Source organism: Comamonas halotolerans (assembly GCF_030162935.1).
Lineage (GTDB): Bacteria > Pseudomonadota > Gammaproteobacteria > Burkholderiales > Burkholderiaceae_C > Comamonas > Comamonas halotolerans.
Window position 1 is genome coordinate 257,137 of sequence record NZ_JASAUZ010000045.1, and the last position, 24,916, is coordinate 282,052.

Sequence of the window (24,916 nt, forward strand, 5' to 3'; positions counted from 1 at the left end):
CTGAGCCTTTAGGTATCAACCCTCCACCTTTGCTGGAGGGTTGGTTTTGTCACACCTTCTGAATTGATCGCTTGGTATTTCGATGCTTGACATGACTCCCCACGAAGCACTCCCCGAGGAGCTGCTGATGTTTCGTGAATCCGTACGCCGCTTTGTCGAAAGGGAGTTGATTCCTCTCGAAAACAAGCTCAACGCAGCAGGTTTGCTCGATGAAGAAACCGCGGCGCGAGTGCGTGAGCGCGCCAAGGCCGCGGGCCTGTGGCTGCTGGATGTACCCGAAGAAATCGGCGGCCAGGGGCTTTCGCTGTTGCCGCTTGCGGTGTTCTGGGAGGAAGTGGGGCGCAGCACCGTGGCATCCTGGGTGCGCGACCATGGCTTGTTTGGTCCCATGGTGGGTCCCATCCTGATGGGACTGAATGAAGCGCAGCGCGAGGACTATCTGTACCCCGTCGTGGAAGGAAAGAAGCGGTTTTGCTTTGCACAGACGGAGCCGGATGCGGGCTCCGACCCTTCCGCCATGCGCACGCGGGCGGTCAAGACAGAGACGGGGTATCGCCTCAATGGCATCAAACGATTCATCACGCGAGCAGCGAAGGCAGACTTCGCGCTGGTGATGGCAGTGACGGATCCGGAAAAGGGCGCACGAGGCGGTATTTCCTGCTTCATCGTGGATATGAATACCCCGGGTGTGCAACTGGCGACATCTGAAAAAACCTTGATGGGCGACTCGCCGTGCGAGATTGTTCTGGAAAACGTCGACATTCCGGCTGCCAATCTGGTGGGCCAAGAGGGCAAGGGTTTTGCTCTCGCGCAGGGCTATATCAACCACGGGCGTGTCCGTCAGGGGGCACATGCAGTGGGCGCGGCTGATCGCTGCTTGTCCATGACGGCCAGCTACGTGTCCCAGCGCAAGACGTTTGGTGAAAAGCTGTCCGAGCGCCAAGGGGTGCAATGGATGCTGGCGGATGGCTTCACCGAGGTTTTTGCCACACGGTTGATGGTCTATGACGCAGCACGCAAGGTGGATGCCGGGGTCGATGCAAAACTGGAGACGTTCATGATCAAAACGTTTGGTGTGGAGATGGGATTCCGTGTGACGGATACCTGCATGCAGCTGCATGGTGGCATGGGCTTGACCCACGACACGCCCATCGAGCGCTTCTGGCGTGATTTGCGCAGCTATCGCATCACCGAAGGGCCCACTGAGGTGCTACGCACCACGTTGGCGCGTCAAATCTTGAAGCAGTTCGCCTGAGGAGCCGTAAATGAAAGATGCATTGCAAGGCATTCTGGTCATTGAGCTGGGCACTGTGCTCACGGCGCCATTGGCTGGAATGATGTTGGCAGATTTGGGTGCTCGTGTGATCAAAGTGGAGCATCCAGAGGGTGGCGATCCGTTTCGTCGGCATGCAGGCAAGCTGTACAGCCCCCACTTCAGCGCTTACAACCGCAACAAGCAAAGCATTCAGCTGGATTTGCAATCGGATGCGGGAAAAGCCGATCTGCGCAAGCTGATTGCAAAGGCCGACGTGCTGCTGGACAACTTCCGTGCGGGCGTGCTGCCTCGTCTGGGCTTTGATGAGGCCAGCTTGAAAGCCTTGAATCCTCGATTGGTGCATTGCTCTATCACGGGGTTTGGTGCAGAAGGACCCTACAAAGACCGACCCTGTTATGACGCTGTCGCCCTGGCCATCAGTGGCTTGGCCAGCCAGAAAATCGACCCAGCGAAACCTGTGCTCAACGGGCCTTCGCTGTCCGACAACATTACTGGAATGTATGCGGCGTACGGCATCCTGGGTGCCTTGCACCAGCGTGAGCGCACGGGCGAAGGTGCTCGTGTAGAGGTCAATATGCTGGAGGCATCGATTGCCTTCTCTCCTGAAGGCTTCTCGCAGTTCACACGCCTGGGCTCCGTTCCCAATCCCATGTCACGTGTTGCCATCTCCCAGTCCTATGCCTTCCGCTGCGCCGACGAGCGCTTGCTGGCGGTTCACCTTTCCTCCATGGAGAAGTTCTGGGCTGCATTTGCCAATGCACTGGAGTGCCCGGATTTATTGACGGATGAACGCTTCCAAACGGCACCTTTGCGCACCCAGCACTATCTGCTCATCAGCGACCTAGTGGGGCAGGTATTTGCGCAGAAGCCTTATGCGCACTGGGAAGCCCGCTTGACGGCCGCCGACGTGCCTTTTGCTCCTGTCAAGACCGTGCCTGAAGTCATGCAGGACCCTCAAGTCGCGCAGTTGCAATCGTTCTACACGATTGATCATCCCGAGCATGGCACTCTGACCGCCATCCACCGCCCAGTCAAGATCAACGGGCAGCGAGGACCGACGGAACTGGCAGCCCCGATTCTGGGAGAGCACACCAGCCTGATCCGAAGTGAGTTTGGCCTGGCCTGACCCACACATCCATTGCCACTGACTGCTTAACGCTATTTACGCCATGTCCAAACTCGAACTCTCGCTTGCTATTGGTAACTATGACCGTTGCCGCCCTTTGATTGACGGTGCCGTGCAGATTGACGGAGTCAAGCCCGTCATCATGACGCTCTCGCCCGAAGAGATTTTCTTTCGCGCTTTCCGCAACCAGGAATTCGATATTTGTGAGCTGTCGCTGTCCAGCTCGACCCTTCAGGTCGCCAACGGAAACTTCCCTTATGTGGGTATTCCGGTGTTCCTTTCGCGTGCTTTCCGCCATACGGCAATTTACTGCCGCACGGATCGCATCCAGAAACCTGAGGACTTGCGTGGCAAGAAAATTGGCTTGCCCGAGTACCAACTGACTGCCAACGTCTGGGTGCGAGCCATTCTGGAAGAAGACTATGGCCTGAAGCCTTCGGATGTGACCTGGGTGCGCGGTGGCATTTCGCATGCGGGCCGCCCGGAAAAGCTCAAGATCAAGCTGCCCGATGATGTACGTGTGGAAGATGCACCGGAAGGCGAAACCATTTCCAGCCTGTTGGCCAAGGGCGAAATCGATGGTTATGTCGCACCCCGCGCTCCCGATGTGCCAGAAGGTACGCCGAATCTGGGCTGGCTGTTCCGCGATCCAGTGGAAGCGGCCAAAGACTATTACCGCCGTACCCGGATTTTCCCCATCATGCACATCCTGGGTGTGCGCCGTGAGCTGGCTGAACGCCATCCATGGCTGCCTGGCGCGATTTACAAGGCATTCGAAGAGTCCAAGGTCAAGGCGCTGGAGCATTTGTCCGAGACTTCCGCCACCAAGATCACGCTGCCTTTTGTGGAAGAGCGTCTGAAGGAGGCCCGCGACCTGATGGGTCAGGATCACTGGTCCTACGGCATCGAAGCCAACCGCCACGTGCTGGAGAACTTCTTCAAGCACCACCATGCCCAGGGGCTGTCGCCACGTCTGGTGACACCTGAAGACATGTTCCACCCCGGTACGTTCGAGAGCTTCAGCATCTGAGGTCTGCCATGTCATCGAACAGCGAAACCATCTTGCAGCAATGGCATGCAGCGCGTCTGGCTCCTTTGTGGGACAGCCCAAACGCCCACAAGCCACCACCCAGCCCTGTGCCTGCATATCTGTGGCGCTGGCAGGATATGCGTCCTTTGATTGAGCATGCCTTCCAGGAAACCAATCCGCAGGCTGTGCAGCGTCGGGTGCTGCAAATGCTCAGTCCCGCAGCCCAGTCGCTGGCCGATGAGCATACCTGTGGCAATGTGCTGGCGGCCTACCAGTGTCTGCTGCCCGGTGAAACAGCACGCCCGCATCGCCACACCATGAATGCTCTGCGTTTCATGCTGGAAGGCTCTGGGGTGGTGACTCTGGTGGATGGCAAGGAATGCCCCATGGAGTTCGGTGACCTGGTGCTTACGCCTGGTATGTGCTGGCATGAGCACCGTCATGACGGAGACGTGCCCGTGGTCTGGCTGGATGTGCTGGATGTGCCGCTGCATATGTACATGGGCTCGGTGGTGTTCCAGCCTGGGCCCATCGAGGTTCAGCCCGAGACGATGCCCGAGGCTGCATTTGCCTATCCGAACATCCGCCCCAGCGTCACAGTGGGGCGCACGGATCACTCGCCGGTGTTCCGCTATCCCTATGCCGATGCTGTAGGAGCGCTGCAGCATGCGCCGCATGGTGAGGATGGCATGCGACGCGTGAATTACGTCAATCCGCTCAATGGTCAGGGAGCCATGGCTTTGCTGTCGGCCAGCATGCTGCAGATTGATGCACAGACGCAGTCGTTGCCCGTCAAGAGCAGCTGCAACCAGGTGGTGGCAGTGGTGGAAGGTGAGGGCGAGAGCGTGATTGGCGATCAGCGCATCAAGTGGTCGGCCCGTGATGTGTTCACCATCCCTCAGCATCAGTGGGCGAGCCATCGTGCGCAGTCCTCGGATGCCCGGCTGTTTGTGGTCTCGGATGCCGATGCCATGCAGCGCCTGAATTTGCTACGTGAAGAAATCGGCACCGCTGTGTCGAGCAAGGAAGAACAATGAAGATTTGCTGGTTCAATGAACACCGTCTGGGTGTGGTCGAAAATGGTCTGGTGCACGATGTGACGGAAGCGCTGAAGGCTTTGCCACAGCCTTCTTACCCGCAAGTCGGCGGCGACCTGGTTGTGGCGAATCTTGACGTCTTGCGCGCTGCGGCAACCAGCTTGCTGCCTACATCGCCGACTTACCGGGTGGAAGAGGTGCGTTTGCTCAGCCCTGTCGCACAGCCTGGCAAGATCATTGGGGTGCCTGTGAACTACCAGGCCCATGTGGAAGAAGCGCAGCGCGATGCCCATATCTTCACCACACGCTACACCGGCGGCGTGAAAGAGCAGGGGTTGTTTCTCAAGGCCAACAGTTCATTGATCGGCTGCAGCCAGGCGGTCGAAATCACCATGCCAGAGCGTCTGACGCACCATGAGATCGAGCTGGCCGCAGTGATTGGCAAGAAAGTCTCGCGTGTTACGCAAGCGCAAGCGCTGGATTGCATTGCGGGCTACAGCATTGCGCTGGATATGACCGTGCGCGGTCCGGAGGATCGCTCCTTGCGCAAATCGCTGGATACTTATTCAGTCCTTGGCCCATGGCTGGTCACTGCCGATGAAATTGCTGATCCTCAGCAACTGGATCTGCGCCTGACGGTCAATGGAGAAGTGCGCCAGATCACCAACTCTGCGCAGATGATCATGTACATCGCCGAGCAGATCGAGTGGGCATCAAGCTACTACACCCTCTATCCCGGCGACGTCATCATGACGGGCACCTGTGAAGGTGTGGGGCCTGTAGTGCCAGGAGACGTGATGCATGCATCGATCAGCTCCATCGGTGAAATGCAAGTGCGTGTGGTTGCAGCGGAGCAGTGAATATGTCGGGATCATCCTTGTTGCAACTGCGCGTCCAGTCGATTCGTTACGCCGCGAAAGACACCCATCTGATCGAGCTGGTCGAGCCGACAGGCGCACCGTTGCCTGCAACTGAGCCAGGAGCGCATATCGACCTGCATCTGGCAAATGGCATTGTGCGCTCCTATTCGCTGGTCGAGTCCAGTGAACAGCCCTCCTCCTACACCGTGGGTGTCAAGCTGGACGCCAAGAGCCGTGGAGGGTCACGCTATGTGCATGAGCAACTGCGTGTTGGCAGCCTCATGCCGGTGTCTGCGCCGCGCAATCATTTCCCCTTGACCGAGGATGCGACGCACAGTGTGCTGATTGCCGGTGGCATCGGTATCACACCCATCTGGAACATGTTGCAACGCCTGCAGGCACTGGGCGCATCCTGGGAGCTGTGGTACAGCGTGCGCACACGTGCAGATATTGCCTTCGCTGTGCAGTTGCAGGCACTGGGTGAGCGCGTCCACATTCATGTGGACGAAGAAGCCGGGGCAGTCCTTGATCTGGCGTCGATTGCCCAGGCAGCGCCTGCCCGCGCACATTTCTACTGCTGTGGGCCGACTCCGATGCTGGATGCGTACGAAGCGGCAACGGCACATCTGCCTGCAGAGTATGTGCACCTCGAGCGTTTTGCTGCAAAGCAAGCAGCGGCGGTGGAGGGCGGCTTTGTCATCTCTCTGGCTCGCTCATGCATGGAGCTGACAGTGCCAACGGGCGCCAGTGTGCTCGACGTGCTTCTGGAAAACGGAATTGCCGTTGACTCTTCCTGCAAAGAGGGTATTTGCGGCTGCTGTGAGGTGGCTGTCCTGGAAGGCGATGTAGACCATCGCGATGCCATCCTGACAGAGGCTGAGCGCTGTGCCAACAAGACTATGATGGTCTGTTGTTCCGGGGCTAAGAGTTCGCGCCTAGTCTTGGATCTGTAAGTGTGATGTGCGCCTGCAGATGCAGGTGCACATTGCTTTGTGAGGCAGCCAACATGACATCAACTAGCACTCTTCAATGGGGATCCCACCAACTGCTGGGGCACGCGCCGATGGATGATATCCATCAGGAGTTCGTAGAGCTGGCCACTCGACTTGAGCAGGCAGAAGATGCGGAATTGCCGAACCTGCTACAGGCCATGGAAGTCCACCTTCAGCAGCATTTCGCTGAAGAAAACCAGTGGATGGAGGAGTCCGGTTTTCCTCCGCGCCAATGCCATATGGACGAGCATGCGGCTGTTCTCAAGTCGGTCGCCGAAGTGCGTGAAAAACTGGATGCCGGAGATGTGCAGATCTGCCGATCCCTGATTGAAGCATTGGTGGACTGGTTTCCCGGTCATGCCACACATTTGGATTCTGCCTTGGCACACTGGCTTTCGAAACAGCGCTTCGGCGGAAAGCCTGTGGTTTTGCGCCGTCGCGAGGCGGGCGTAAACAGCGCTACCTGAAGCAAAGCAGCGATGGTGTCTCGTCGCTGGCTGGCGACGATTCTCGTCATCGTTTGCGTGGCTTTTTGGTGGCCGGTGCCTGTTCAAGCTTTTGAAGGGACTGCTGTACCAGATGAATCAGGCAAGTACGCAGAATTTCCTGAAAATCGTCCAGAGACTCGCCAGATGCACCGGCAATCGCATTGCCGTCCTGCATGGCCAGCGTAAATGAGCTGAGTTTTTTGGGCAGGGCTGGTAAATGCTGTAGCAGGTTGTCCGGCAGAATCTGCGCCCACCAATTTGCCAGTTCATCCCTTTGGGTTTCACGAATGCGCAAGAACTGCATGCGTGCAGTTTGTTCCGGCACCGATTTCTCAACACTCAGGATGACACCCAGCCGCCAGAAATCAGCGGCAAAGTAGCGGGGGTGATCTGTTCCGCCAAAAATGCGTGTCACATGCTGCTCAAAGCTTTCGCCTGGTTGAGGCTGGTTGCGCTCTGCAGTGGCCTGGTGCCAGCGAGAAAAGCTGTCTTCAATCATGGCATTGAGGAGCAGATCCTTGCTTTCAAAATGCCAATACACACTGCCAACAGGTAAACCAGACATGCTGGCTACCTTGGCCATGGTCATGCCGCTGTAGCCGTAGGTGGAAATAACGTTAAACGCGGTCTCCAAGATACGCGTACGAACTGCCGCACTAGATCTGTGTTCGCCATGCTTACGGGTGCGGTTCTGAGTGCTTGTCACCTTGGAATTCATGACACATCCGAAGTTATTGATCAAAGAAAATAGGAGGGGCCTTGGTAGGCCCCTCGTTTTCTATTATTTCATTAATTGCTTACATTTAAAGTAAGTACATACAAGCAGAAGCTGGGGCAATTTCTAACTGGCAATAGCCATGGTAGATTGCAAGGCCGAAACGTCTTTTTCCTGCTCCAGATGCTGAATTCGTCGCAACACGTTCTGGGCCTGCTGCTGTGGCATCCTGGCTGCCGTTGTGCAGGCAAAGAATTTCTTTTCGTACTCTGCCGGCGACATTGGATTCTTGGGGTCGCCCTTGGCGTATTGCACGACTTTGGTATAGGTACTGCCTTGCCTGGTGGTGATTTCCAACCGGACAAAGCCAGGTCCACCATCAGGACGCACCAGGGACTTGTCTTCAATGGTGAACATGCGCTGTGTGAGCTGCTTGAGATCAGTTCTGCGCAATGCCTCCTCGGTAAAGTGGTGCAGGCCCACTTCACGGTCCTGGATGGCACAGGCAACTACCCATGGATTGCTGAATTGCGCTTCCACGATGGTTTGCGGGTTGCGTTTCTTCTCGATAGGAGCACCCAGCAGCATCATCTCAGCAGGAGGGCTGTAGATCACGACCTTCTCGATGTCGGCTGGCGCCAGCTGGTGCTGTTGCACCAGCTCGAGGGTGCCATCGATCGCCACATGACCACCTCGACAGCTGGGGTAAGGCTTGGCTGCGATATCGACGCCTGCATAGACCTTGCCCAAATCACCCAGCAGGGCTTCCCTGGAGTAAAGGCCTTTGTGGTACTGCTTGAACAGGCCCTTGACTCCCTGCAGCACATTCTGAGAGCCAAAGACGCCCTGCTGTGCCAAGCGAGCGGATAGCAAACCTCCGTAACTGGCAAAGCCTGAGCCAAAGCGCTTTGCCAGCGTTCCATCTACGCTGGCTTGGGCATTTCCAGACATTTGGTGATAGGCCAAGCCAACGGCGGCGACCATCTGCTCACGGTTGAGTCCCATGATTTTTCCGGCAACCATGGTCGAAGCCAGGAAGCCATACATGGGCGTCGGGTCCCAGCCCACGATAAACGGAGACACGCCCGGTGAACCTGCGCGCGAGAGTCGGCAGGCAATATCGGTGCCGACGGCAACGGCAGCAATCAGTGCCTGGCCACTGACTTGTTTGACCCAGTCTGCAGTGGCGAGCGCGGTCGGAATGACGACACAAGACGCATGCATGAGCGAGGGCTCATAGGTGTCATCAAACTCCAAGGTGGCGGCCATCGAAGCGTTGAGCCTTGCTGCTTTTTCCACCGGCAGCCGGATGTCCGTGCCAAGAACCAGACTTTCCTCCTTGCCTCCGCTTTCCTTGGCCAAAGCCAGGAGCTGGCGCATGCCATCGGCGTTCAGCGCGGGCAGTGCCACGGCGACCGTATCCATGATCTGGATCTTGGTAACATTGACAACGTCTGCGGGCAGATCGGAATATTGGGTGGCAATGCAGTAATCCGCCAAATCAAAAATGGCGTCCGGCATGGCAGCGGCCGGAGTTTTTGCAGCATCGGCCCACGCCAGGTGAGGGGCGACAGCGGTGGCCGATGCCAGCCACGTGGCAATTTGCGAAAACTTTCTGCGATTCAAGTTCATGGGCGTACCCTTTGCTTATTGGATAAAGGCCGTGGGCGGAAATCCGCACAGTGCATTGCGTTTGTCAACGTGCACCACTTCGCCACATGCTGATGTATGCGAGCAACAAGGCACCGACTGGTGGGCCCCAGTCGTAGATGCGAAGCGGCCGGCTGCCCATGGTTGTGGAAAAGGCAATCACAACCAGCGTCCAAATACCTGCAATCGCTAAAAGAATGATGAAGTCCTTGCGCTGGGCCGCATGGGGGGTGTTGACCGGCGTGCTCGACACCTGCGGTGTGGGCATATCGGGTTGCCATGGGAACCTGGGCGAAGATTTCCACTGGAACAGGTGGGCGAAATATTTGCCGTAGGCAAGGATCAGCAACCCGCACAGCAAAAGCTCTTGGGTTCCGGTGAACAACTGTCTCGGATGGGGTGAGATGAAGAGGTTCAGGTAAATAATCTGGAATGCGATGCCAGCCATCACAGCCAGGGCAACAGGGACCAAAATGTTGAGAAGCAGCATGCCCCCTAGAACAATTTCTAGGTACTTGACGAATGGGTAAAAACCCACTTCGTGCATTTCCCGTAAATAGGGTCCAACGGCCCCAGCCTTGCTGAAATCCGGGACTACGCCAAAAACGGCGAAGTTGATACCTGACTTTAGAAAGTGAATGGCGTAGTAATACCTCAGCCACAGGACGATGTATTTCCACGGACCTTTGTCGGCCTCAATCATGCTTTGTCTCCTCAACAGTGGTTGAACGTATGGCTTCTTACTTCTTGCCTTTATCGCGGTAGAGGTAATAAATCAGGCCAACCCAAGAAGCAAAAAATGCCACCAAATCGTAATTACGGATAGGACGGTAGGTTGTGTAGAACAAACCTGTGGAGCCGATAAATGCCGCTGCGGTGAGAAAAAGGCATACAGCAACTGCAATCCATTTGTTTTTGTCCATGATGTATTCCTTTGGTTATTTAATTAGTGATTTTTCGACCAATATTCTCTTTGTATGCTTTTTCACCATCCCACAACCACAGTGGTTCCAGCTTGGGTTTGAGTGCTGCATAAATCCACCCGCTGTAAGCCAGAAGCAATACACCGTTGAGGAAAAGTTCCTGGGGTCCGGTAAAGTACTGTCGCGGCATGGCTGGAGAGGCCACAATAATGGTGTTCAACCAGAAAATGTTCACGGTGGCTGGCATTTCAAGAATCAATCCCAGCAGCGTGAAACGATTAAAGAAAATCATTGCACCGGTAATGATTTCCAGGTACTTGATGATCTGGTATAGATAGATATTGGCGTTCGCTTGTACCCACTCACCACCGATGCCGGGAATATCCGGAACATATCCGGTTGCTGCGTAACGTATGCCAGAGAAAAGCAAGTGGGCGCCAAAATAAAGGCGCAACCACTGAACAATGTAATACCAGGGAGATTGGGCTGCCATGATTTAACCTCTGAAGAACTGAATTTGAAAGTGATATTTAGAAGCGAGTTGTCATGCCCAAAATAACTCCGCTCACATTCGCGCCGGCGTTAGGAGAGGGGCTCTGAAAAACGGGCCATTTGGAGGCGGAGTCCTGCTTCAGATGTGTGACTGCAGCCATGAGCATCATTTTTTTGCTCACATCGTAGGTGTAGGCCAGACCGTAGCTTTTGGCATCTCTTTGATCGCTGCCACTTGAATACTGGCCATATGTCATGCGCAGATTGCCTCGCTGACTCACAGGAATGACGGCACCCAGCAGCGTGACGGATTCGGAGCGGTCATTCATGACCTGGCCGTTGACGCCGAGGGCCGGATCTGTCTTGTCTCGATGGATGTAGGTGAAGTACGGGTGAATCCAGCCTTTTTTATAACTGGCTCCCAGCGCATATTCCGTCACTCCCTCGGATGCGGGGGCGGCGCCAGCAGCTTTGGTGCTTGAAGCTTTCACCACCAGAGCACCCAGTGTGATAGGACCATTGACGTAATCGAGCGACCCTTCAAAGAATTTGGCTCTGTTCTTATTGCCTTCATTGAGGCTGTATGACAGCTTGGCCTGAACGCCGCCCAGACGGGGGGAAATATAGGCAATGGTGTTGTCTGTGCGCTGTGTTGGATTAATCAGGAATCCATTGGAAACACCTCGGCCTGTAGGTGTTCCGGGCGCAGGCGATCCCAAGGTGGTCAAAACACCCCACGCATCCATGGCTGGAAGGAGCATGGGATCAAACTTGGGGAAAAACGCATAAGTCGGTCCTTCCAGGCGACCAAATCTCACCGCACCATAGGTGGAGTTTTCGACTTCAATATAAGCTTGCCGACTCCAGAATCTGCCTGCCATACCATTGGTGGAACTGGTGGTGCCGTTGTCCATATTAATCCCGGTTTCCAGGCGAGAATTGACTTTTGTTCCTTTGCCAAGGTCTTCGCTAATTAAGAATCCGAGACGTGAGCCAGCGCCTCCGACGTGCATGGCTGTTTTGGATAAACCGGAGGTTTTGTAGTGGGCAATTGCAAGATCAGCGGTTCCATAGATGGAAACTTTGCTTTCACTATCCTGGGCGACTGCCAAAGTGCTTGTTAATCCAATCAAGAGTCCAGCTTGCAATTTTTTATTCACGGGTTGTCTCCAAATATTTTATTTACTTATTTCAGGGTGAAGATGCCCATCCTCATGAAAATGAGGATGGGTATAAAGATAATCAGGGATTAAGGCTTATTATTTTTTTTATTAAGCGGCCTGTTTCTGAAAGTTGGCTGTACCTGTGCTGGGGGCGTCAGAAACTTCGGTATGTGTATCCAGTTCTTTGTCGAAACGTTCGCGGCTGAACCAATATGCCAGGCAGCTAATGAAGCAAATGGCAGCAAAGTATGCGGCCACCCATTCTGGGTGCTTGCCGTTGGAAGCTGAGAGCAGCGACGTTGCAATCAGGGGAGACAGGCCTGCTCCCAGCGTGGAGGCAATCTGGAAGGTCAGAGCAATCCCGCTGTAGCGCACATCAGCTGCAAATTTCTCACTGATCCAGGTATTGAAAACACCGCCCATCAGCGCTTGAATGACAGGCATGGCCAGCACCATCGCGAGCAAAAGCGTGTAGAAGCTTGTGTTATGCACCAGCAGGAAGATGGGCCAGATCAACACAATGCCGCCGATGGCGCCCGTCAGCATCAGAGGGCGGCGGCCAACACGGTCCGAAAGTGCGCCAAACAGTGGCAGGGTGAAGATGTTGAAGAAGTTCGCGATGGTCATGGCGATCAAAGCGCTGGGGCGTGAATGACCCACTTCCACTGCGTAGTTGAGCAAAAAGGCGGCGGCAAATGTCGAGAAGGACAATGGGGCCAGGCCACCCAGCACGCCAGACAGGATTTGTCCCTTGTTGTAGCGCAGGACCGTTACCAGCGGAATCGATGGGGTGCTGCTCTTCTTTTCCGCAATTGCTTTGCGTGCAGCTTCGTATTCAGGTGTTTCAGTGACCTTGAGACGGATCACGAGACCAACGACCATCAGCAGTGCGCTGATCAAGAATGGCACGCGCCATCCCCAGCTCAGGAACTGGTCGCTGGGCAGCAAAGAGAAGGGGGTCATGACCAAGGTGCCCAATACTGCACCGGTAGGGCCACCAGCACTCACCAGGCTGACTGCAAATCCACGGCCTTTGGGCTTGGCATGCTCCATGGACATCAAGGTTGCACCACCCCATTCACCACCCATGGCAATGCCTTGCAGCAAGCGCAATACCACCAGCAATACGGGGGCCAGGACGCCAACTTGGGCATAGGTGGGCAGCAGACCAATCAGCGTGCTGGCGGCACCCATCATGACCAAGGTGACTACCAGAACGTTCTTGCGGCCCAGTTTGTCACCGTAGTGACCAAAAACAATGGCACCCAGAGGCCGAGCGAAATAGCCCACCGCAAATGTCGCAAACGAAGAGAGTGTTGCGGCGAGTGGATCTAGCGTGACAAAGAAGATTTTGGGAAAGACCAAAGCTGCGGCAATGCCATACAGCAAGAAGTCGTAATACTCCAGTGTGGTTCCCAAATAGCTGGCCAATATGGCCCTGCGTTTTTGGGTTTCGCGCGCTGCTGCATCAATGGTATTTGTCATAGGAATCAACTGTCTCTTTTTATCAAGTGGGAACGCGATGGGAGTTTTTCTATGAACACCCAGGCAAGAGGCTCCGTCAGGGTCGGCATCGTCGAAACTTATGCTGAGCTTTTACGGAGGGCCGCTTTGGGGGGCTCGCGCAAGTGGCGCGTGGCATCTTTCATTTCTCGCAGCAGCAGCAGCGAGGGCTGGCTGAGTTGCACTCCCTGTTCCTGCAGTTGTTGCAAAGCCTGGAGGTCAGCTTCTCGGTTATGTTGGCGCTGCTTTCGGGCTGCGTGCGTGGCGGCATGTTGCAAGCGCTCCTGTTCGGAGGCGGAGAGTGCTTGCCAGACTTGCAGGTTGATGAGCAGCACTTGAGCACCGTAGGAATGCTGTGTCAGCCATAGATGGCGATGGAATGCCTGTGCATGCTGCTGCAGTGCCAGGCTGACAAAGCTCTCTTGTGCCTGTAGCTGACCGCTGGCCAAAGCGTGCTTGACCTGGTCTGCCGGCAGGCTTACAGGCAGGCTGCCAAGCGCAGCAAAGAGCTGTTGCGATTCCTGCACAGGTACGGTGCGAATTTGCAACTCGCGGAAATCGGTGATCTGCTTGAGCGCACGGTCGGCGGTGATGATGCGAAAGCCGTTTTCCATCCATGCCAAGCCGTGGAGTCCATGTGCATGCAAAGCTTTAAGCATGGCGGCGGCTTCTTCACTGGCGTAGAAAGCTTCAGCCTGCGCGGCAGTTTCAATAGCGTAAGGGCGATCAAAGAGTGCAAAGGCGGGGTCCAGCGCTGCCAAGCCGGACGTGGCGGAGAGCATGATGGTTGGTGCCTCTCCGGTGTTCTTCTGTAGTGCCTGCAACTGTTGCAAAGGGCTGCCGCTGAGCGGGTTGCGCACCACTTGCAGTGTGGTAGTGCCTGGAGCGGTCTGATTGAAGCTTTGCGCCAGGAGCTGCAGAGCCTGGGGGACGGAATGACTGTCAGGCAGATAGGTTCTGTAATCCGCAACGGTGAGTGCAGAGTTGGTGCTGGCAGCCGGTTGTGCGCATGCGACCGAGGCGGAGAGCGCCGCCAAAGCAGCCAAGGACCATTGACGCCAGCTTTGGTGCAAGGCTGCAGCGTGATGAGCCAATGCTTGCGCATGGTCGCAACACGCGTGCTTGAGCAGCGCAAAGTTCATCGTTGTCTCCGTTCCTGTCGTTCTCCAGAAAGTGATTCTGGAATCTATTTTCTAGAATTCTGAGATTGACATTGAGTCAAATCAACACGAAGAAACACCAACTCTGATATGTCCGAAGCGTATAGATTTTGTGCTAGTGCTTTCTCCCTCTGAAATGGCTGCTGGAGGGGGAGGTTGGACCGCTGTGCAGTAGAGGAAAACCCCTGTGATTGAATACCTGCAGTAGGGGTAATTCGCGGTCTTTTTGAGGGCTGAAATGGCATTTCTCAGCCTCTGGAAAGCAGGTTGGCGGATAGCTGGGCGTCAGGTTCGCTTCAGTAATCGGCGACAAGGTGTTGCGTGTCTGGAAAAAAGGCTGTGCAACTTGCGTTGCACAGCCTTTCCCCACCAGCTTGGCGCAGGTTATGCGGCTTGCTTGCTGCGCAGCAAGTCCAGAGCCACGTCGACAATCATGTCCTCTTGCCCACCCACCATGCGGCGCTTGCCCAGTTCCACCAGAATATCGACCGTCTTGAGCTGGTACTTGGCGGCAGCGTACTCCGAGTGGCGCAGGAAAGAGCTGTAAACGCCCGCATAGCCCAATGCCAGTGTTTCGCGATCGACGCGCACAGGGCGGTCCTGCAGAGGACGAACAATATCGTCGGCTGCATCCATGAGCTTGTACAAGTCCGTGCCGTGATTCCAGCCCATGCGATCAATGGCGGCAATGAAGGCCTCCAGGGGGGCGTTGCCGGCACCAGCTCCCATGCCGGCCAGGCTGGCATCGACGCGGTCACAGCCTTCTTCCACTGCAACGATCGAGTTGGCTACGCCCAGGCTCAGGTTGTGGTGTGCGTGCATGCCTGTCTGTGTTTCAGGCTTGAGGGTGTCCTTGAACGCCTTGAAGCGATCGCGCACGTCGTTCATGCCCAGGGCGCCACCCGAGTCAACAACATAGCAGCATGTTGCGCCATAGCTCTCCATGAGCTTGGCCTGCTGGGCCAGTGCCTGTGGCGTGGTCATGTGGCTCATCATCAGGAAGCCCACTGCTTCCATGCCCAGGTGGCGTGCATATTCAATGTGCTGTTTGGAAACATCGGCCTCGGTGCAATGGGTGGCTACGCGAACAATGCGCACGCCTGCATCGTAGGCATTCTTGAGGTCGTGCACAGTGCCAATGCCTGGCAACAGCAAGGTCGCGATTTGGGCATGCTTGACTTCGCTGGCCACAGCCTCAATCAGCTCAAGGTCGGTGTGGGCGCCAAAGCCATAGTTGAAGCTCGATCCTTGCAGGCCATCGCCGTGTGCAATCTCGATGGAGTCCACTTTGGCATCATCCAGGGCACGCGCAATTTGCTTGACCTTTTCCACAGAATACTGGTGGCGGATGGCGTGGCTGCCATCGCGCAGCGTCACGTCGGAGATATAGATTTTTTTTGCGGGGATCATGGAGACTCCTTAAGCTTCGACCTTGGCAGCCAGCATGCGCGTGGCCATTTGTTCTGCGGTGCGCAAACCTGCGCTGGTCATGATGTCCAGATTGCCGGCATACGCGGGCAGGTAATGGGCTGCGCCTTCGACTTCCAGGAAGATGGACGTTTTCAGACCTGTCAAGGCATCCCCGACACCAGGAATACGGATGGGCTGGGTGATCCGGTCAAACTGGACACGTTGCTTGAGGCGGTAGCCGGGCACGTAGGCTTGAACCGAGGCTGCCATACGCTCAACGGCGTCGGCAACCTTTTGCTCATCGACAAATTCGCTCAGGGTGTAGACCGTGTCACGCATGATCAGCGGCGGTTCAGCCGGATTCATGATGATGATGGCCTTGCCTTTGGCTGCACCGCCCACGACTTCAATGGCTTTGGACGTGGTTTCTGTGAATTCGTCGATGTTGGCGCGGGTGCCCGGGCCAGCACTCTTGCTGGAGATGGAGGCAATGATTTCGCCGTAATGGACCTTGGCCACGGACGAAACAGCCGCGACCATGGGGATGGTGGCTTGCCCGCCGCAGGTGACCATGTTGACATTCAAGGCATCCAGGTGCTGCGCTCCGTTGACGACGGGGATGCAGTACGGGCCGATGGCTGCAGGAGTCAGGTCAATCATGCGAATGCCTGGTTTCTTGCTGCGCAGCAGTGCGTCGTTGTGTACATGGGCAGCAGCGCTGGTGGCATCAAACACGAAGTCAATGTCTTCGAACTCTGGCATGTTCACCAGCCCTTGTACGCCTTCGTGCGTGGTTGCCACACCCATGCGGGCAGCGCGTGCCAGACCGTCGGAGTTGGCGTCAATGCCCACCATGACCGACATTTCAATGTTCTGACCGTGGCGCAGGATCTTGATCATCAGATCGGTGCCGATATTGCCGCTGCCGATAATGGCTGCTTTGAGTTTTTGCGTCATAACACGCTCCTTGCAAGGAAATCAGGGTGCACCTTGTAGGTGCTGGAGGAAAGGCAGATTTAGGAAGCTGGGTTGGGGGCAAACTGGGCAACAACTGAGCCCACGCCACTGATCTGGGCCTCGAACACATCCCCGGCGCTGACCGGCACCATCGGGCCGAGAGCACCAGTCAGCACCAGATCTCCCGCCTTGAGAGGCTGGCCCAGTGTTGCGAGCTTGCGAGCCAGCCAAAGCGCTGCGTTCAGCGGGTGTCCCAGGCAGGCTGCACCGTGGCCCTGTGACACGGTTTCCCCATTGCGGGTCATCTGCATTTGCACCTGTTTGAGGTCGAGGTTGTCCAGTGGCACTTTGACACCACCGAGCACGACCAGCGCGCTGGAAGCGTTGTCGGCCACGGTGTCGGCAAAACGGATGTTCCAGTTCTCGATACGGCTGCTGACAATCTCAATGGCCGGCAGCACGTAGGCAGTGGCATGCATCAGCTCCACCAGAGTCGTATCTGCGCGAGGCAGATCCTGCTCCAGCACCAATGCCACTTCTGCTTCCACTTTGGCTTGCAATGTGCGGTGCATCGGTACGGGTTCGTGGTCGCCGTACAGCATGTCGGCAAAGAGGGTGCCGAAGTCCGGCTGATCGACCCCCAGTTGTTTTTGTACGGCGGGAGAGGTAAGGCCAATCTTTCGGCCCACAATAGGGCGTCCCTGGGCGACGCCATGTTCTACATTGCACTGTTGAATGGCGTAGGCGAGGTTTTCGCTGTCATGAGCGATCAAGTCGCGCAGAGGTGCAATAGGGGTGCAGTTGGCTTCCGCTTCGCGCAGACGTTGCGCCAGCGATTGGACGGTATCAGACATACTCATTGCAGCTCCAGATTCATGGATTTTTGTGATGGTCATCGGATTTGAAAATTTGACCGATGAGTCGTAAATCTTCGACTTTTCCGACTGGAGCTTTGTATTGCAGCATCGGGATGTAATATCTTATATAGGCAAAAATGAGAATAATGTTCATATATGTGCACCATACGGCCATATAGAAACTGAATAAGCGCTCGAATCTCAGATTTAAAACAATCGAGTTATAGAAAACGACCAGACTCAGTGGCAATGCAATGAGTAATGCGAGCGGTACAAATCGATTGAAAACAAGGCAAATGCCAACGAGGAGTTCAGCAATTTTCACATAATCAAACAGGCCTGTCTCAATCATGCTGACCAGCATGACATTCGATAGGTGTAATGTTCCCAATGGCTGTGGGTAAATATTTGGAAGCCCCACCATGGGTAATAAATGGTTGACGCCGTTGACAATCATCCAAGCACCCAGCATGCAGCGGAAAAAGGTGATGATCAAGGTTCCGGTAAACCATCCGTTAATCGGTATGTATTGGTTATCGTTGGAGGTGTTCATGAGATTTGAGTACCTTGGCCTGCGTTAGAGATCAGAGAAGCTATTAAAGGCAATCGATTTTTGAAGTGGTTCAGCGATCCTGGACGGTGCAACGAGTGCCTTCAGGTAAGGCTTGCGTCAGCGCTCGGGTGCGTTCTTGAATGCGGCCATCACGTGTTTTGAAAAAATCGACCACTTCTTGGCTTGATCCATCTGGAAAGTCCAGGCAATGCCAGACTGCAATCTGCAAGCCTTCGGCAACAAAGCGCTTGACGTGCTGTTTCACAAGTTGGCCGTCTTGTTTTTGTGTGTCAGGCACTCCGGTATCCACCGCTTTGGGGGCCATGTATTTTTCGATGGCGAGAGCTGCTTGACCGGATGCATAGCTGCTCGTCATAAACCCGAGCACAATCTCGCGGGGGAGCTTACCGACACCAGGACCGTTATCGCCTGCCCAACGCGGGTTGGATGCCATATGGTGTGTCACTGCAGCAGTGAGGGCCAGGCCCGTTAACACGGCAATCAGGTTGAAAGTCGTTTTTTTGATTTTCATATAGGTGTAGTTCTGAATGTTGAGGCGCTGGGCAGCGCAACCTTGTCTCTGTAAAAAACAAATGCCTAAATGATTTCCCGCATGGTGGTTTTGACTAAATCAGCAGCGGCTTGCACCAGTTTGCTGCTTGGCTGGCGTGTAGAAGTAATCATGCTGATGGTTGCTTCAAGCTGTGGATTAACAATCTTGCGCCATGAAAGTGGCGGATATGATTGCAGTCGCTTCAGGCTGCCGGGCATGATGGAATAACCACCCCCGTTAGAAACAATCTCAGAAGTGGATGCGGTAGAGTCGATTTCCAGCTCGATACGCAAACGCAGGCCCAGGCGTGCAGCAGCGGTTTCCACTGCTGGGCGGGTCCATTGGTTGCTATGGGGCAGGATCAATGGCAGTTCCACCAGCTCTTTCAGGCTGATGTCGTCCTGCGCCGTTTGTGACGGAGGGCCAATCAGATACAGCTGTTCTGTGGCGAGCGGTTCGATCGCCAGGTGCGGAGAGCTGGCAGGGCTCAATACCAGGGCGAAATCAATCTGCCCAAGCAAGACTTTTTCATACAAGGCGCCAGACAGACCTTCGGTCAGACGAATGGAGGCCAATGGAAATTCGGCCTTCAGCAAAGGCACCAAGGTCGGAATCAGAATGCGTCCGATACTGGGAGTCAAACCAATCGCCAGTTGGCCGGTATAGACAGACTCGCTGTCTCTGACCGACAAGATGGCAGCCTCGACCGTATGGATGACCGAACGCGCATATTCCAGGAATTTGGCGCCCTTGTCGGTCAAGCGTACCCCCCGACCATGCCGGTGAAAGAGGCATGCACGCAACTCCAGTTCCAGCGTGCGCACCTGGCGGCTCAACGTGGGTTGAGGCGTGCTCAACAAGTCCGCGGCCTTGATATAGCTGCCAGCTTCCGCCACAGCAACAAAGCTGCGCAATTGGCTCATATCCATCACGATCACTCCATGGCTTGGTGGGAAAAGAACGGAGCTACAGGGCTCCATGTCTGAGCCGTCATGCGGACAGGCATGCGATCTTGGCTTCAATGCGTGCGGCAATGCCTTGCAGCTTTTCTACATACGACAGCACCTGTGCACCAGGCATCGCACTGGGCAGCTCGCTCAAGCGCAATGCAAGCAAAGTTTCGCCGCTGGCGTTCCTGATGGGGACGTTCAGGTGCAGCACTTCGTAGTTGTGCGCAGGGCTGATATGTTCGGGCTCATGCATGTCGAACATGCGTGACACCGTCGCCATGAAGCGGCGCTCCTGTTCTGGCGTGCGGTGTGGGCAGGAGTACAGCTCCAGAGCACTATCGAGCTCCTGCACCGATGCACCACGCAAAGAAATGGACCAGCCGCGCTGGCGCACACGTTGCAGCTGCTCCTTGGCACGCTCTTGGGTTTCTGGGGGGCATTTGCCCAGTCGCGATAGCCAGACTTCTTCGGAGATGGCATTGCTGGCACCGATAAACAGTGCTCCCAGTGGTGGCAGCAAGGGCGCACGCACACCCAAACGGTTGTTGCTGCCCTGTGCGCATGCGTGGTCAGCCACGGCTACGTAGACGGAATCTGTTCCAGAAGGCGCCACCACACTGCAGCCCACATCCAGCTCCCGGGCGATGGCCTCAATGTCTTCACGAGCCTGTTCGGCCAGACGCACTGCATGCAGGACTTCGCGTTCATTGTTCAGCATCAATGGCACTGTGGAGAAACGGCCATAGCCACGCTGGAAGAACAGCAAAGGCAGGGCATCACGTTCCAACCCCATATGCTGCACCGCACCCAGCACGATAAAGTGGTCGCCGCCGTCGACGACATTGGCATATGTGCAGTCAATCCAGCCTACGACGCCGTCTATCACCGGGTTGTTCAAAGGGCTGCGATGCCATTTCACGGTGTCAAATTTGCGATCGCCGGGCGCGGCCAGGGTGCGGCAGATGCCTTCTTGGTCAGCGGCCAGAATATTGATGCAGAAACGGTCCGAGGCTTCCCGCAGAACATTGAATGTGCGAGACGTTTTCATTGGCAGGAATGCCACCAGTGGGGGCTCCAGCGAGACCGAGGTGAAAGTGCCAACCACCATCCCCAGAGGTTCGCCTGTGGCGTCTAGGCCCGTGACAACAGCCACACCGGTGGGGTAGTTGCCAAGCACCGCACGAAACTGTTCGCTATTAATGTGACTTTGATTGTTTTCCATGGCCTGAGAAATCCGGGCAAGCGAGCGCATCAGTACAGGGAGTGGCCGTATCACTCCCTGTACAAGTAGTTGCAGGACGGCTTAGATGATTACGCCTGCGGGCTTGGGAATGCCGTACAGCGAGCCTGCGAAGGCGGCATAGACGGGGTCTTCAACGTTGCATGCATGGCCCAGCGCCACCGACAGATCACGCCATTGGCGCTGGATCGGGTTGGACAGTCGATTGGCATTGCCGCCAGCGCTTTTAAATACGTTGGCAGCGGCATTCGCCGCACGATGCACGGCTCGTACCTGGTGCACGCGAGCACGGGCCTGCATGGCATCCGTGACACGCTCGCCGCGAGCAGCTACGTCGTACGCATGGGTGATATCCGAGAGGATCTGCAGCTTGGCGGCATCGATATCGGCAATGGCAGCTCCCAGTGCAGACATGTGATAAGGGTTCTGCGTAGCCTTGATGCCCATGCGCGAGACGCGATCGCGTGAGTAGTCCGAGAAGTGGCGCACCACACCATCCGCAATGCCGATCGTGGCAGCTGCAATGGCGCCGGGGAACAGCAGGTCAAAAGGAACCTGGTACAGGGCATTGCCGGGGCGGTTCTTGCTGGCGTATTCACGTGAGTTGAGCGCGCCCACAGCCAGGGTACGGTAGTCTGGAACAAAGGCATCCTTGACCAGGACATCCTTGCTGCCGGTGCCACACAGACCCATGACCTTCCAGGAGTCCTGCAGAATTTCATAGTCCTTGCGGGGCAAAATGAAGTGGAATGGTTCTGTGAACTCATTCTCAGGCCCGCCTTCCTTTTCTGCGCGGCCACCCAGCACCACCCAGTCGCAATGGTCTGTGCCGGAAGAGAAGGGCCATTGGCCGTTCAGCAAAAAGCCGCCATCGACACGCTTGGCGCGACCAATAAATGCATATGGAGAAGCGATCCAGGTGTCTTTGTCCTGTCCCCAGACCTCTTCTTGAACACGACGGTCTGCCTGGGCAAATTCAAATGGGTGTACACCGACCACGCCGCTGACCCAGCCGATGGATGGTGCACGTGCAGTCAGCTCCATCAGCACTTCGTAAAAGTCACGGGGATGGGCTTCATCACCACCAAAATCTTTGGGTTGCAGCATGCGTACAACGCCTGCTTCGCGCAGCAGCGTTGCTGCCTGATCAGTGATGAAACCTCGGGCTTCGCTGGCATCAACCTCTTGGGCCACCAGATTGGCCAGGTTGGGCAGGCCTTCAACGACGGGGTGCATATTCAATCTCCAGTGAGAGTAAGTTGTAGTTATTGCGCGGAGGCAGTAGGGGGCGCTGCTGGTTCGATGTCCAGAAAGGGAGAAAGCTCTTTGTGTTGATGCTTGTGTCCCCAGCTGCTGGTGCGGTCGTAATAACGGGGTTCCCAGAGGTCGTGCACCTCCAAACCACCCCAGCCATATTCGATGCGGAAGTTGGAAGGTGACTGCATGTAGAACGACGTCATCTGATCGTTGGTGTGACAGCCCAAGGTGCGTGTGATCGGCACTTGCTGTGCCTCACACAGATCCAAGGCGCGGCCGACATCTTCCAGCGAGTTCACCTCCACCATCAAATGCAGAAAAGCTGCGCGCTGGTTGGGGGAGCGTGCAACGGCCAGCGAGTGATGGCGTCCGTTGACGTGGTAGAAGAACGCGTAGATCGGTCCATCGACCACCGTGTCCGACAGGTGAAAGCCCATGACATCGCGGTAAAAGTGATCGGCTTTTTCCAGGTCGGGAACCGCCAGGACCACATGGCCCAATCCTTGGTCGCCGGTGCGGAAACCGCTCAGTGCACGCCCTGGACGGAAGGGGGTGCGGGGGCGCAGCTGGCCCCAGGCCAGCTCATGCCTTATGCCGACCGGATCCACAAACCAGTAGTAACCGACCACACCACGTGCTGCCGCTTCTTGTGCGCTGGCTTTCTGGGCCTGGATGCCATAGGTGGACAAGCGCTCCAAGATGGGCTGCACGCTGTCTTCGCCCAATGTGGCCCAGCCAAAGTACGACACGCTGTCTTTTTCACCAGGGTGAATAGCCATGCGATAGGCGACTTCGTCAAAGCGCAGTCGTACTGCGCCGTCTTCTCCCGGCGTGACCAGTTCACAGCCCAGAATTTCAGGACCGAACTTTTCCCACTCCTTGTAAGCAGGAGAGGTCGCTCCAAAATATGCAAGTGACGTAATCATGCGATTCTTTCTAGTAGCGCTGCTTGAGCAGCACGCACCTGATGGGGCGTGCTGCATGCACGCCGTGCATTCAGATGGCGTGCATGCGAACCATGTCAGGTGGTGTGCTTAGTGGCCCTGGATGAACGAAGCCACAGAGCGGTTGAACTCGTCGGCATGTTCCAGCTGGACCCAGTGACCACAGCGGGTGACCAGCAGCAGTCGGGCGTCAGGAATTTGGCGAACCAGATGCAGCCCGGCTGTGAAGGGAACGGTACGGTCATCGCGTCCGTGCACCAGCAGGGTGGGCGCCTTGATGTCCGCCAGACGTGTCTGGTCAATGCGTACCATCGGCTTGCCGTGTCCGCTCTTCCAGCCTTCGATGTGATCTGGGCGCGAGAGCAGAATGCCAACGCGCTCGTTGACAAACTCATCGGTGACATGGCGTGTGTCATAGGCCATGGCTGCAATGAACTTGCGCATGGAGTCCGGGCCGGGATGGAAATAGGCGGCTTCAAGTGCTTTGACGCCCTCGCTCAGGCCCACAGGATCAAAGATGCTGGGAATGCCTGCAGAAGAGCCCAGCGTCACGAGGTGTGAAACCAGGTCAGGACGCTCATAGGCCAAGCGGATGCAGGAAGAGCCGCCCATTGAGTTACCCACAATGGCAACCTTGCCCAAGCCAAGGGTTTCGATGAATTCGGCCAGGGCGCCACTGTTATCGCGCTGTTCGTAGTTCACCGACTGGGACTTGCCCCAGCCAGGAAGATCAACGGCGAACACACGGAAGCGTTCCGACAGGTAGGGAATATTGGGGTGGAAGTTGCTCCAGCCAGAGGCGCCAGGGCCGCCACCGTGCACCAGGATCAGAGGCTGGCCGCTGCCTGCTTCATGGTAATGAATGTCCCAGCTTTTGGTCTGAATGCGTTTACTTGTATTTGCTTCGGTCAGTGTTGGCATAAATGTCTTTCGGGAGTGGCCTTGTTTGCCAAAAGATCCAGCAACCGCTCATGAGATGGTTGATTCATTGATTTGGCGCAAAGTGCATTGGCTAAAAACTGTTAGCTTGACCGATGTTAATTGAATGTTCGTTCTAGAATCTTTAATCGAAAACCCTGATATGCCTGCCAGTTTTTCCGTTTGAACGGCATGCTAAATGGTGGAAAGCATTGTTGTTTATATGTTTGTTGCTATGAAATTTTCATTTCGCAATAGATCCCGAAATGACTTCGCTGCAGCACATTCGTCAACAGAGTTCGGGATCCAGTCGGATGCTGCTGCTTGTGCGGTGCATGTCGCTTTGGCCGGCAGTACGGCCGCAACAGAGGCGCTTGACGGGTCGATGCATTGCGCACCGTCACCGCAGATAGTCAAAAAGGATGTGCTGGATAACGCCCGACACAGTTTGTCGCGCAGCGTGCATGCACGAGCATTGCAGGGCCTCCCGTGAGGAGTGCTTATGCGTAGGCATTCTCAAACTTGGTGCAGCTGTCTTTGGCAAAGCAGGTTTTCGCATGTGCTGTAGCTGCTCGCTTGTCGACCGGGGGATGGCGCCTGGAAATTCAGGCTGACCGCAGGCAGCTTCAGCATTGCCCACCTGGCGTGGAACTTGTTATGGCTGGAGCGCTTCAGGCAGCATGTGGCACACCGGCTGACAAGATGAGCGCGTGTAGCAGGTGACCAAGTGGTTTGCTGAAAGCAGGTGGCTAGGTCATACAGGCAGTAAACCCAGCTCCATTTTTCTGGCAGAAATGAAGATGGGTGTGTATGTCTAAAGTGAAGTTGATGGCAATCGCTCACATGGGGCGCTTAGACCCGG

The 24,916-nt window shown here is 55.8% G+C and carries 25 protein-coding genes; 7 read left to right on the plus strand and 18 right to left on the minus strand.

The window, feature by feature from the left end; genetic code table 11:
- Positions 1-91: 91 nt before the first annotated feature.
- From QEP11_RS15505 to QEP11_RS15535, 7 genes are read left to right on the plus strand one after another with little or no spacing between them, the layout of a single operon-like run.
- Positions 92-1,255: an acyl-CoA dehydrogenase family protein gene (locus tag QEP11_RS15505; protein WP_284337548.1), complete on the plus strand. Its 1,164-nt coding sequence runs from the start codon at positions 92-94 to the stop codon at positions 1,253-1,255.
- A 10-nt stretch (positions 1,256-1,265) separates the two neighbouring features.
- Positions 1,266-2,402 (plus strand): CaiB/BaiF CoA transferase family protein, encoded by a 1,137-nt coding sequence (locus tag QEP11_RS15510; protein ID WP_284337549.1) that lies wholly within the window; start codon positions 1,266-1,268, stop codon positions 2,400-2,402.
- Positions 2,403-2,445: 43 nt separating this feature from the next.
- The gene (locus QEP11_RS15515) at positions 2,446-3,432 is read left to right on the plus strand and encodes an ABC transporter substrate-binding protein (RefSeq protein WP_284337550.1); all 987 of its coding nucleotides are present in this window, start codon (positions 2,446-2,448) and stop codon (positions 3,430-3,432) included.
- 8 nt (positions 3,433-3,440) lie between these two features.
- Positions 3,441-4,469 carry a cupin domain-containing protein gene (locus QEP11_RS15520; protein WP_284337551.1) on the plus strand — a complete coding sequence of 343 codons (1,029 nt, stop codon included), beginning with the start codon at positions 3,441-3,443 and terminating at the stop codon, positions 4,467-4,469.
- Positions 4,466-5,329, plus strand: a complete 864-nt coding sequence (locus QEP11_RS15525; protein WP_284337552.1) for a fumarylacetoacetate hydrolase family protein — start codon at positions 4,466-4,468, stop codon at positions 5,327-5,329. The genes QEP11_RS15520 and QEP11_RS15525 overlap by 4 nt, the downstream gene beginning before the upstream one ends.
- A gap of 2 nt (positions 5,330-5,331) precedes the next feature.
- Positions 5,332-6,282, plus strand: a complete 951-nt coding sequence (locus QEP11_RS15530) for a PDR/VanB family oxidoreductase (RefSeq protein ID WP_284337553.1) — start codon at positions 5,332-5,334, stop codon at positions 6,280-6,282.
- A 53-nt stretch (positions 6,283-6,335) separates the two neighbouring features.
- Positions 6,336-6,788, plus strand: a complete 453-nt coding sequence (locus tag QEP11_RS15535) for a bacteriohemerythrin (protein WP_284337554.1) — start codon at positions 6,336-6,338, stop codon at positions 6,786-6,788.
- Between the two features lie 46 nt (positions 6,789-6,834).
- Here the strand turns inward: QEP11_RS15535 and QEP11_RS15540 are convergent, their stop codons facing one another.
- The 18 genes from QEP11_RS15540 to QEP11_RS15625 all read right to left on the minus strand — a co-directional run bounded on the left by QEP11_RS15540 (position 6,835) and on the right by QEP11_RS15625 (position 24,057).
- Complete coding sequence (locus QEP11_RS15540; protein ID WP_284337555.1) at positions 6,835-7,527, minus strand: TetR/AcrR family transcriptional regulator; 693 nt, start codon at positions 7,525-7,527, stop codon at positions 6,835-6,837.
- Positions 7,528-7,650: 123 nt separating this feature from the next.
- On the minus strand, positions 7,651-9,156 hold the full coding sequence (locus tag QEP11_RS15545) for an MmgE/PrpD family protein (protein WP_284337556.1): 1,506 nt from the start codon (positions 9,154-9,156) through the stop codon (positions 7,651-7,653).
- A gap of 64 nt (positions 9,157-9,220) precedes the next feature.
- Positions 9,221-9,877, minus strand: a complete 657-nt coding sequence (locus tag QEP11_RS19025) for a hypothetical protein (RefSeq protein WP_349816779.1) — start codon at positions 9,875-9,877, stop codon at positions 9,221-9,223.
- 37 nt (positions 9,878-9,914) lie between these two features.
- Entirely contained in the window at positions 9,915-10,097 is a 183-nt protein-coding gene (locus QEP11_RS15555) for a hypothetical protein (protein WP_284337557.1), read from the minus strand.
- 19 nt (positions 10,098-10,116) lie between these two features.
- Entirely contained in the window at positions 10,117-10,590 is a 474-nt protein-coding gene (locus QEP11_RS15560; RefSeq protein ID WP_284337558.1) for a hypothetical protein, read from the minus strand.
- Positions 10,591-10,627: 37 nt separating this feature from the next.
- Positions 10,628-11,749 (minus strand): porin, encoded by a 1,122-nt coding sequence (locus tag QEP11_RS15565; RefSeq protein WP_284337559.1) that lies wholly within the window; start codon positions 11,747-11,749, stop codon positions 10,628-10,630.
- Positions 11,750-11,860: 111 nt separating this feature from the next.
- A complete protein-coding gene (locus QEP11_RS15570; protein ID WP_284337560.1) occupies positions 11,861-13,237 on the minus strand; it encodes an MFS transporter in 1,377 nt (458 codons plus the stop codon).
- 98 nt (positions 13,238-13,335) lie between these two features.
- Positions 13,336-14,397 (minus strand): TRAP transporter substrate-binding protein DctP, encoded by a 1,062-nt coding sequence (gene dctP, locus QEP11_RS15575; protein ID WP_284337561.1) that lies wholly within the window; start codon positions 14,395-14,397, stop codon positions 13,336-13,338.
- Between the two features lie 402 nt (positions 14,398-14,799).
- Positions 14,800-15,825, minus strand: coding sequence for a 4-hydroxy-2-oxovalerate aldolase (gene dmpG, locus QEP11_RS15580; RefSeq protein WP_284337562.1), 1,026 nt, complete (start codon positions 15,823-15,825; stop codon positions 14,800-14,802).
- Between the two features lie 9 nt (positions 15,826-15,834).
- Positions 15,835-16,782, minus strand: coding sequence for an acetaldehyde dehydrogenase (acetylating) (locus tag QEP11_RS15585; protein ID WP_284337563.1), 948 nt, complete (start codon positions 16,780-16,782; stop codon positions 15,835-15,837).
- Positions 16,783-16,841: 59 nt separating this feature from the next.
- The gene (gene mhpD, locus QEP11_RS15590; protein WP_284337564.1) at positions 16,842-17,642 is read right to left on the minus strand and encodes a 2-keto-4-pentenoate hydratase; all 801 of its coding nucleotides are present in this window, start codon (positions 17,640-17,642) and stop codon (positions 16,842-16,844) included.
- A gap of 13 nt (positions 17,643-17,655) precedes the next feature.
- Complete coding sequence (locus tag QEP11_RS15595) at positions 17,656-18,192, minus strand: DoxX family protein (RefSeq protein ID WP_284337565.1); 537 nt, start codon at positions 18,190-18,192, stop codon at positions 17,656-17,658.
- 70 nt (positions 18,193-18,262) lie between these two features.
- Positions 18,263-18,724, minus strand: a complete 462-nt coding sequence (locus tag QEP11_RS15600) for a hypothetical protein (protein WP_284337566.1) — start codon at positions 18,722-18,724, stop codon at positions 18,263-18,265.
- A 65-nt stretch (positions 18,725-18,789) separates the two neighbouring features.
- Complete coding sequence (locus QEP11_RS15605; RefSeq protein WP_284337567.1) at positions 18,790-19,674, minus strand: LysR family transcriptional regulator; 885 nt, start codon at positions 19,672-19,674, stop codon at positions 18,790-18,792.
- 61 nt (positions 19,675-19,735) lie between these two features.
- Complete coding sequence (locus tag QEP11_RS15610; protein WP_284337568.1) at positions 19,736-20,917, minus strand: flavin reductase; 1,182 nt, start codon at positions 20,915-20,917, stop codon at positions 19,736-19,738.
- Positions 20,918-20,998: 81 nt separating this feature from the next.
- The gene (locus QEP11_RS15615; RefSeq protein ID WP_284337569.1) at positions 20,999-22,171 is read right to left on the minus strand and encodes an acyl-CoA dehydrogenase family protein; all 1,173 of its coding nucleotides are present in this window, start codon (positions 22,169-22,171) and stop codon (positions 20,999-21,001) included.
- A 29-nt stretch (positions 22,172-22,200) separates the two neighbouring features.
- Entirely contained in the window at positions 22,201-23,118 is a 918-nt protein-coding gene (locus QEP11_RS15620; protein ID WP_284337570.1) for a VOC family protein, read from the minus strand.
- Between the two features lie 108 nt (positions 23,119-23,226).
- A complete protein-coding gene (locus QEP11_RS15625) occupies positions 23,227-24,057 on the minus strand; it encodes an alpha/beta fold hydrolase (protein ID WP_284337571.1) in 831 nt (276 codons plus the stop codon).
- Positions 24,058-24,916: the final 859 nt, after the last annotated feature.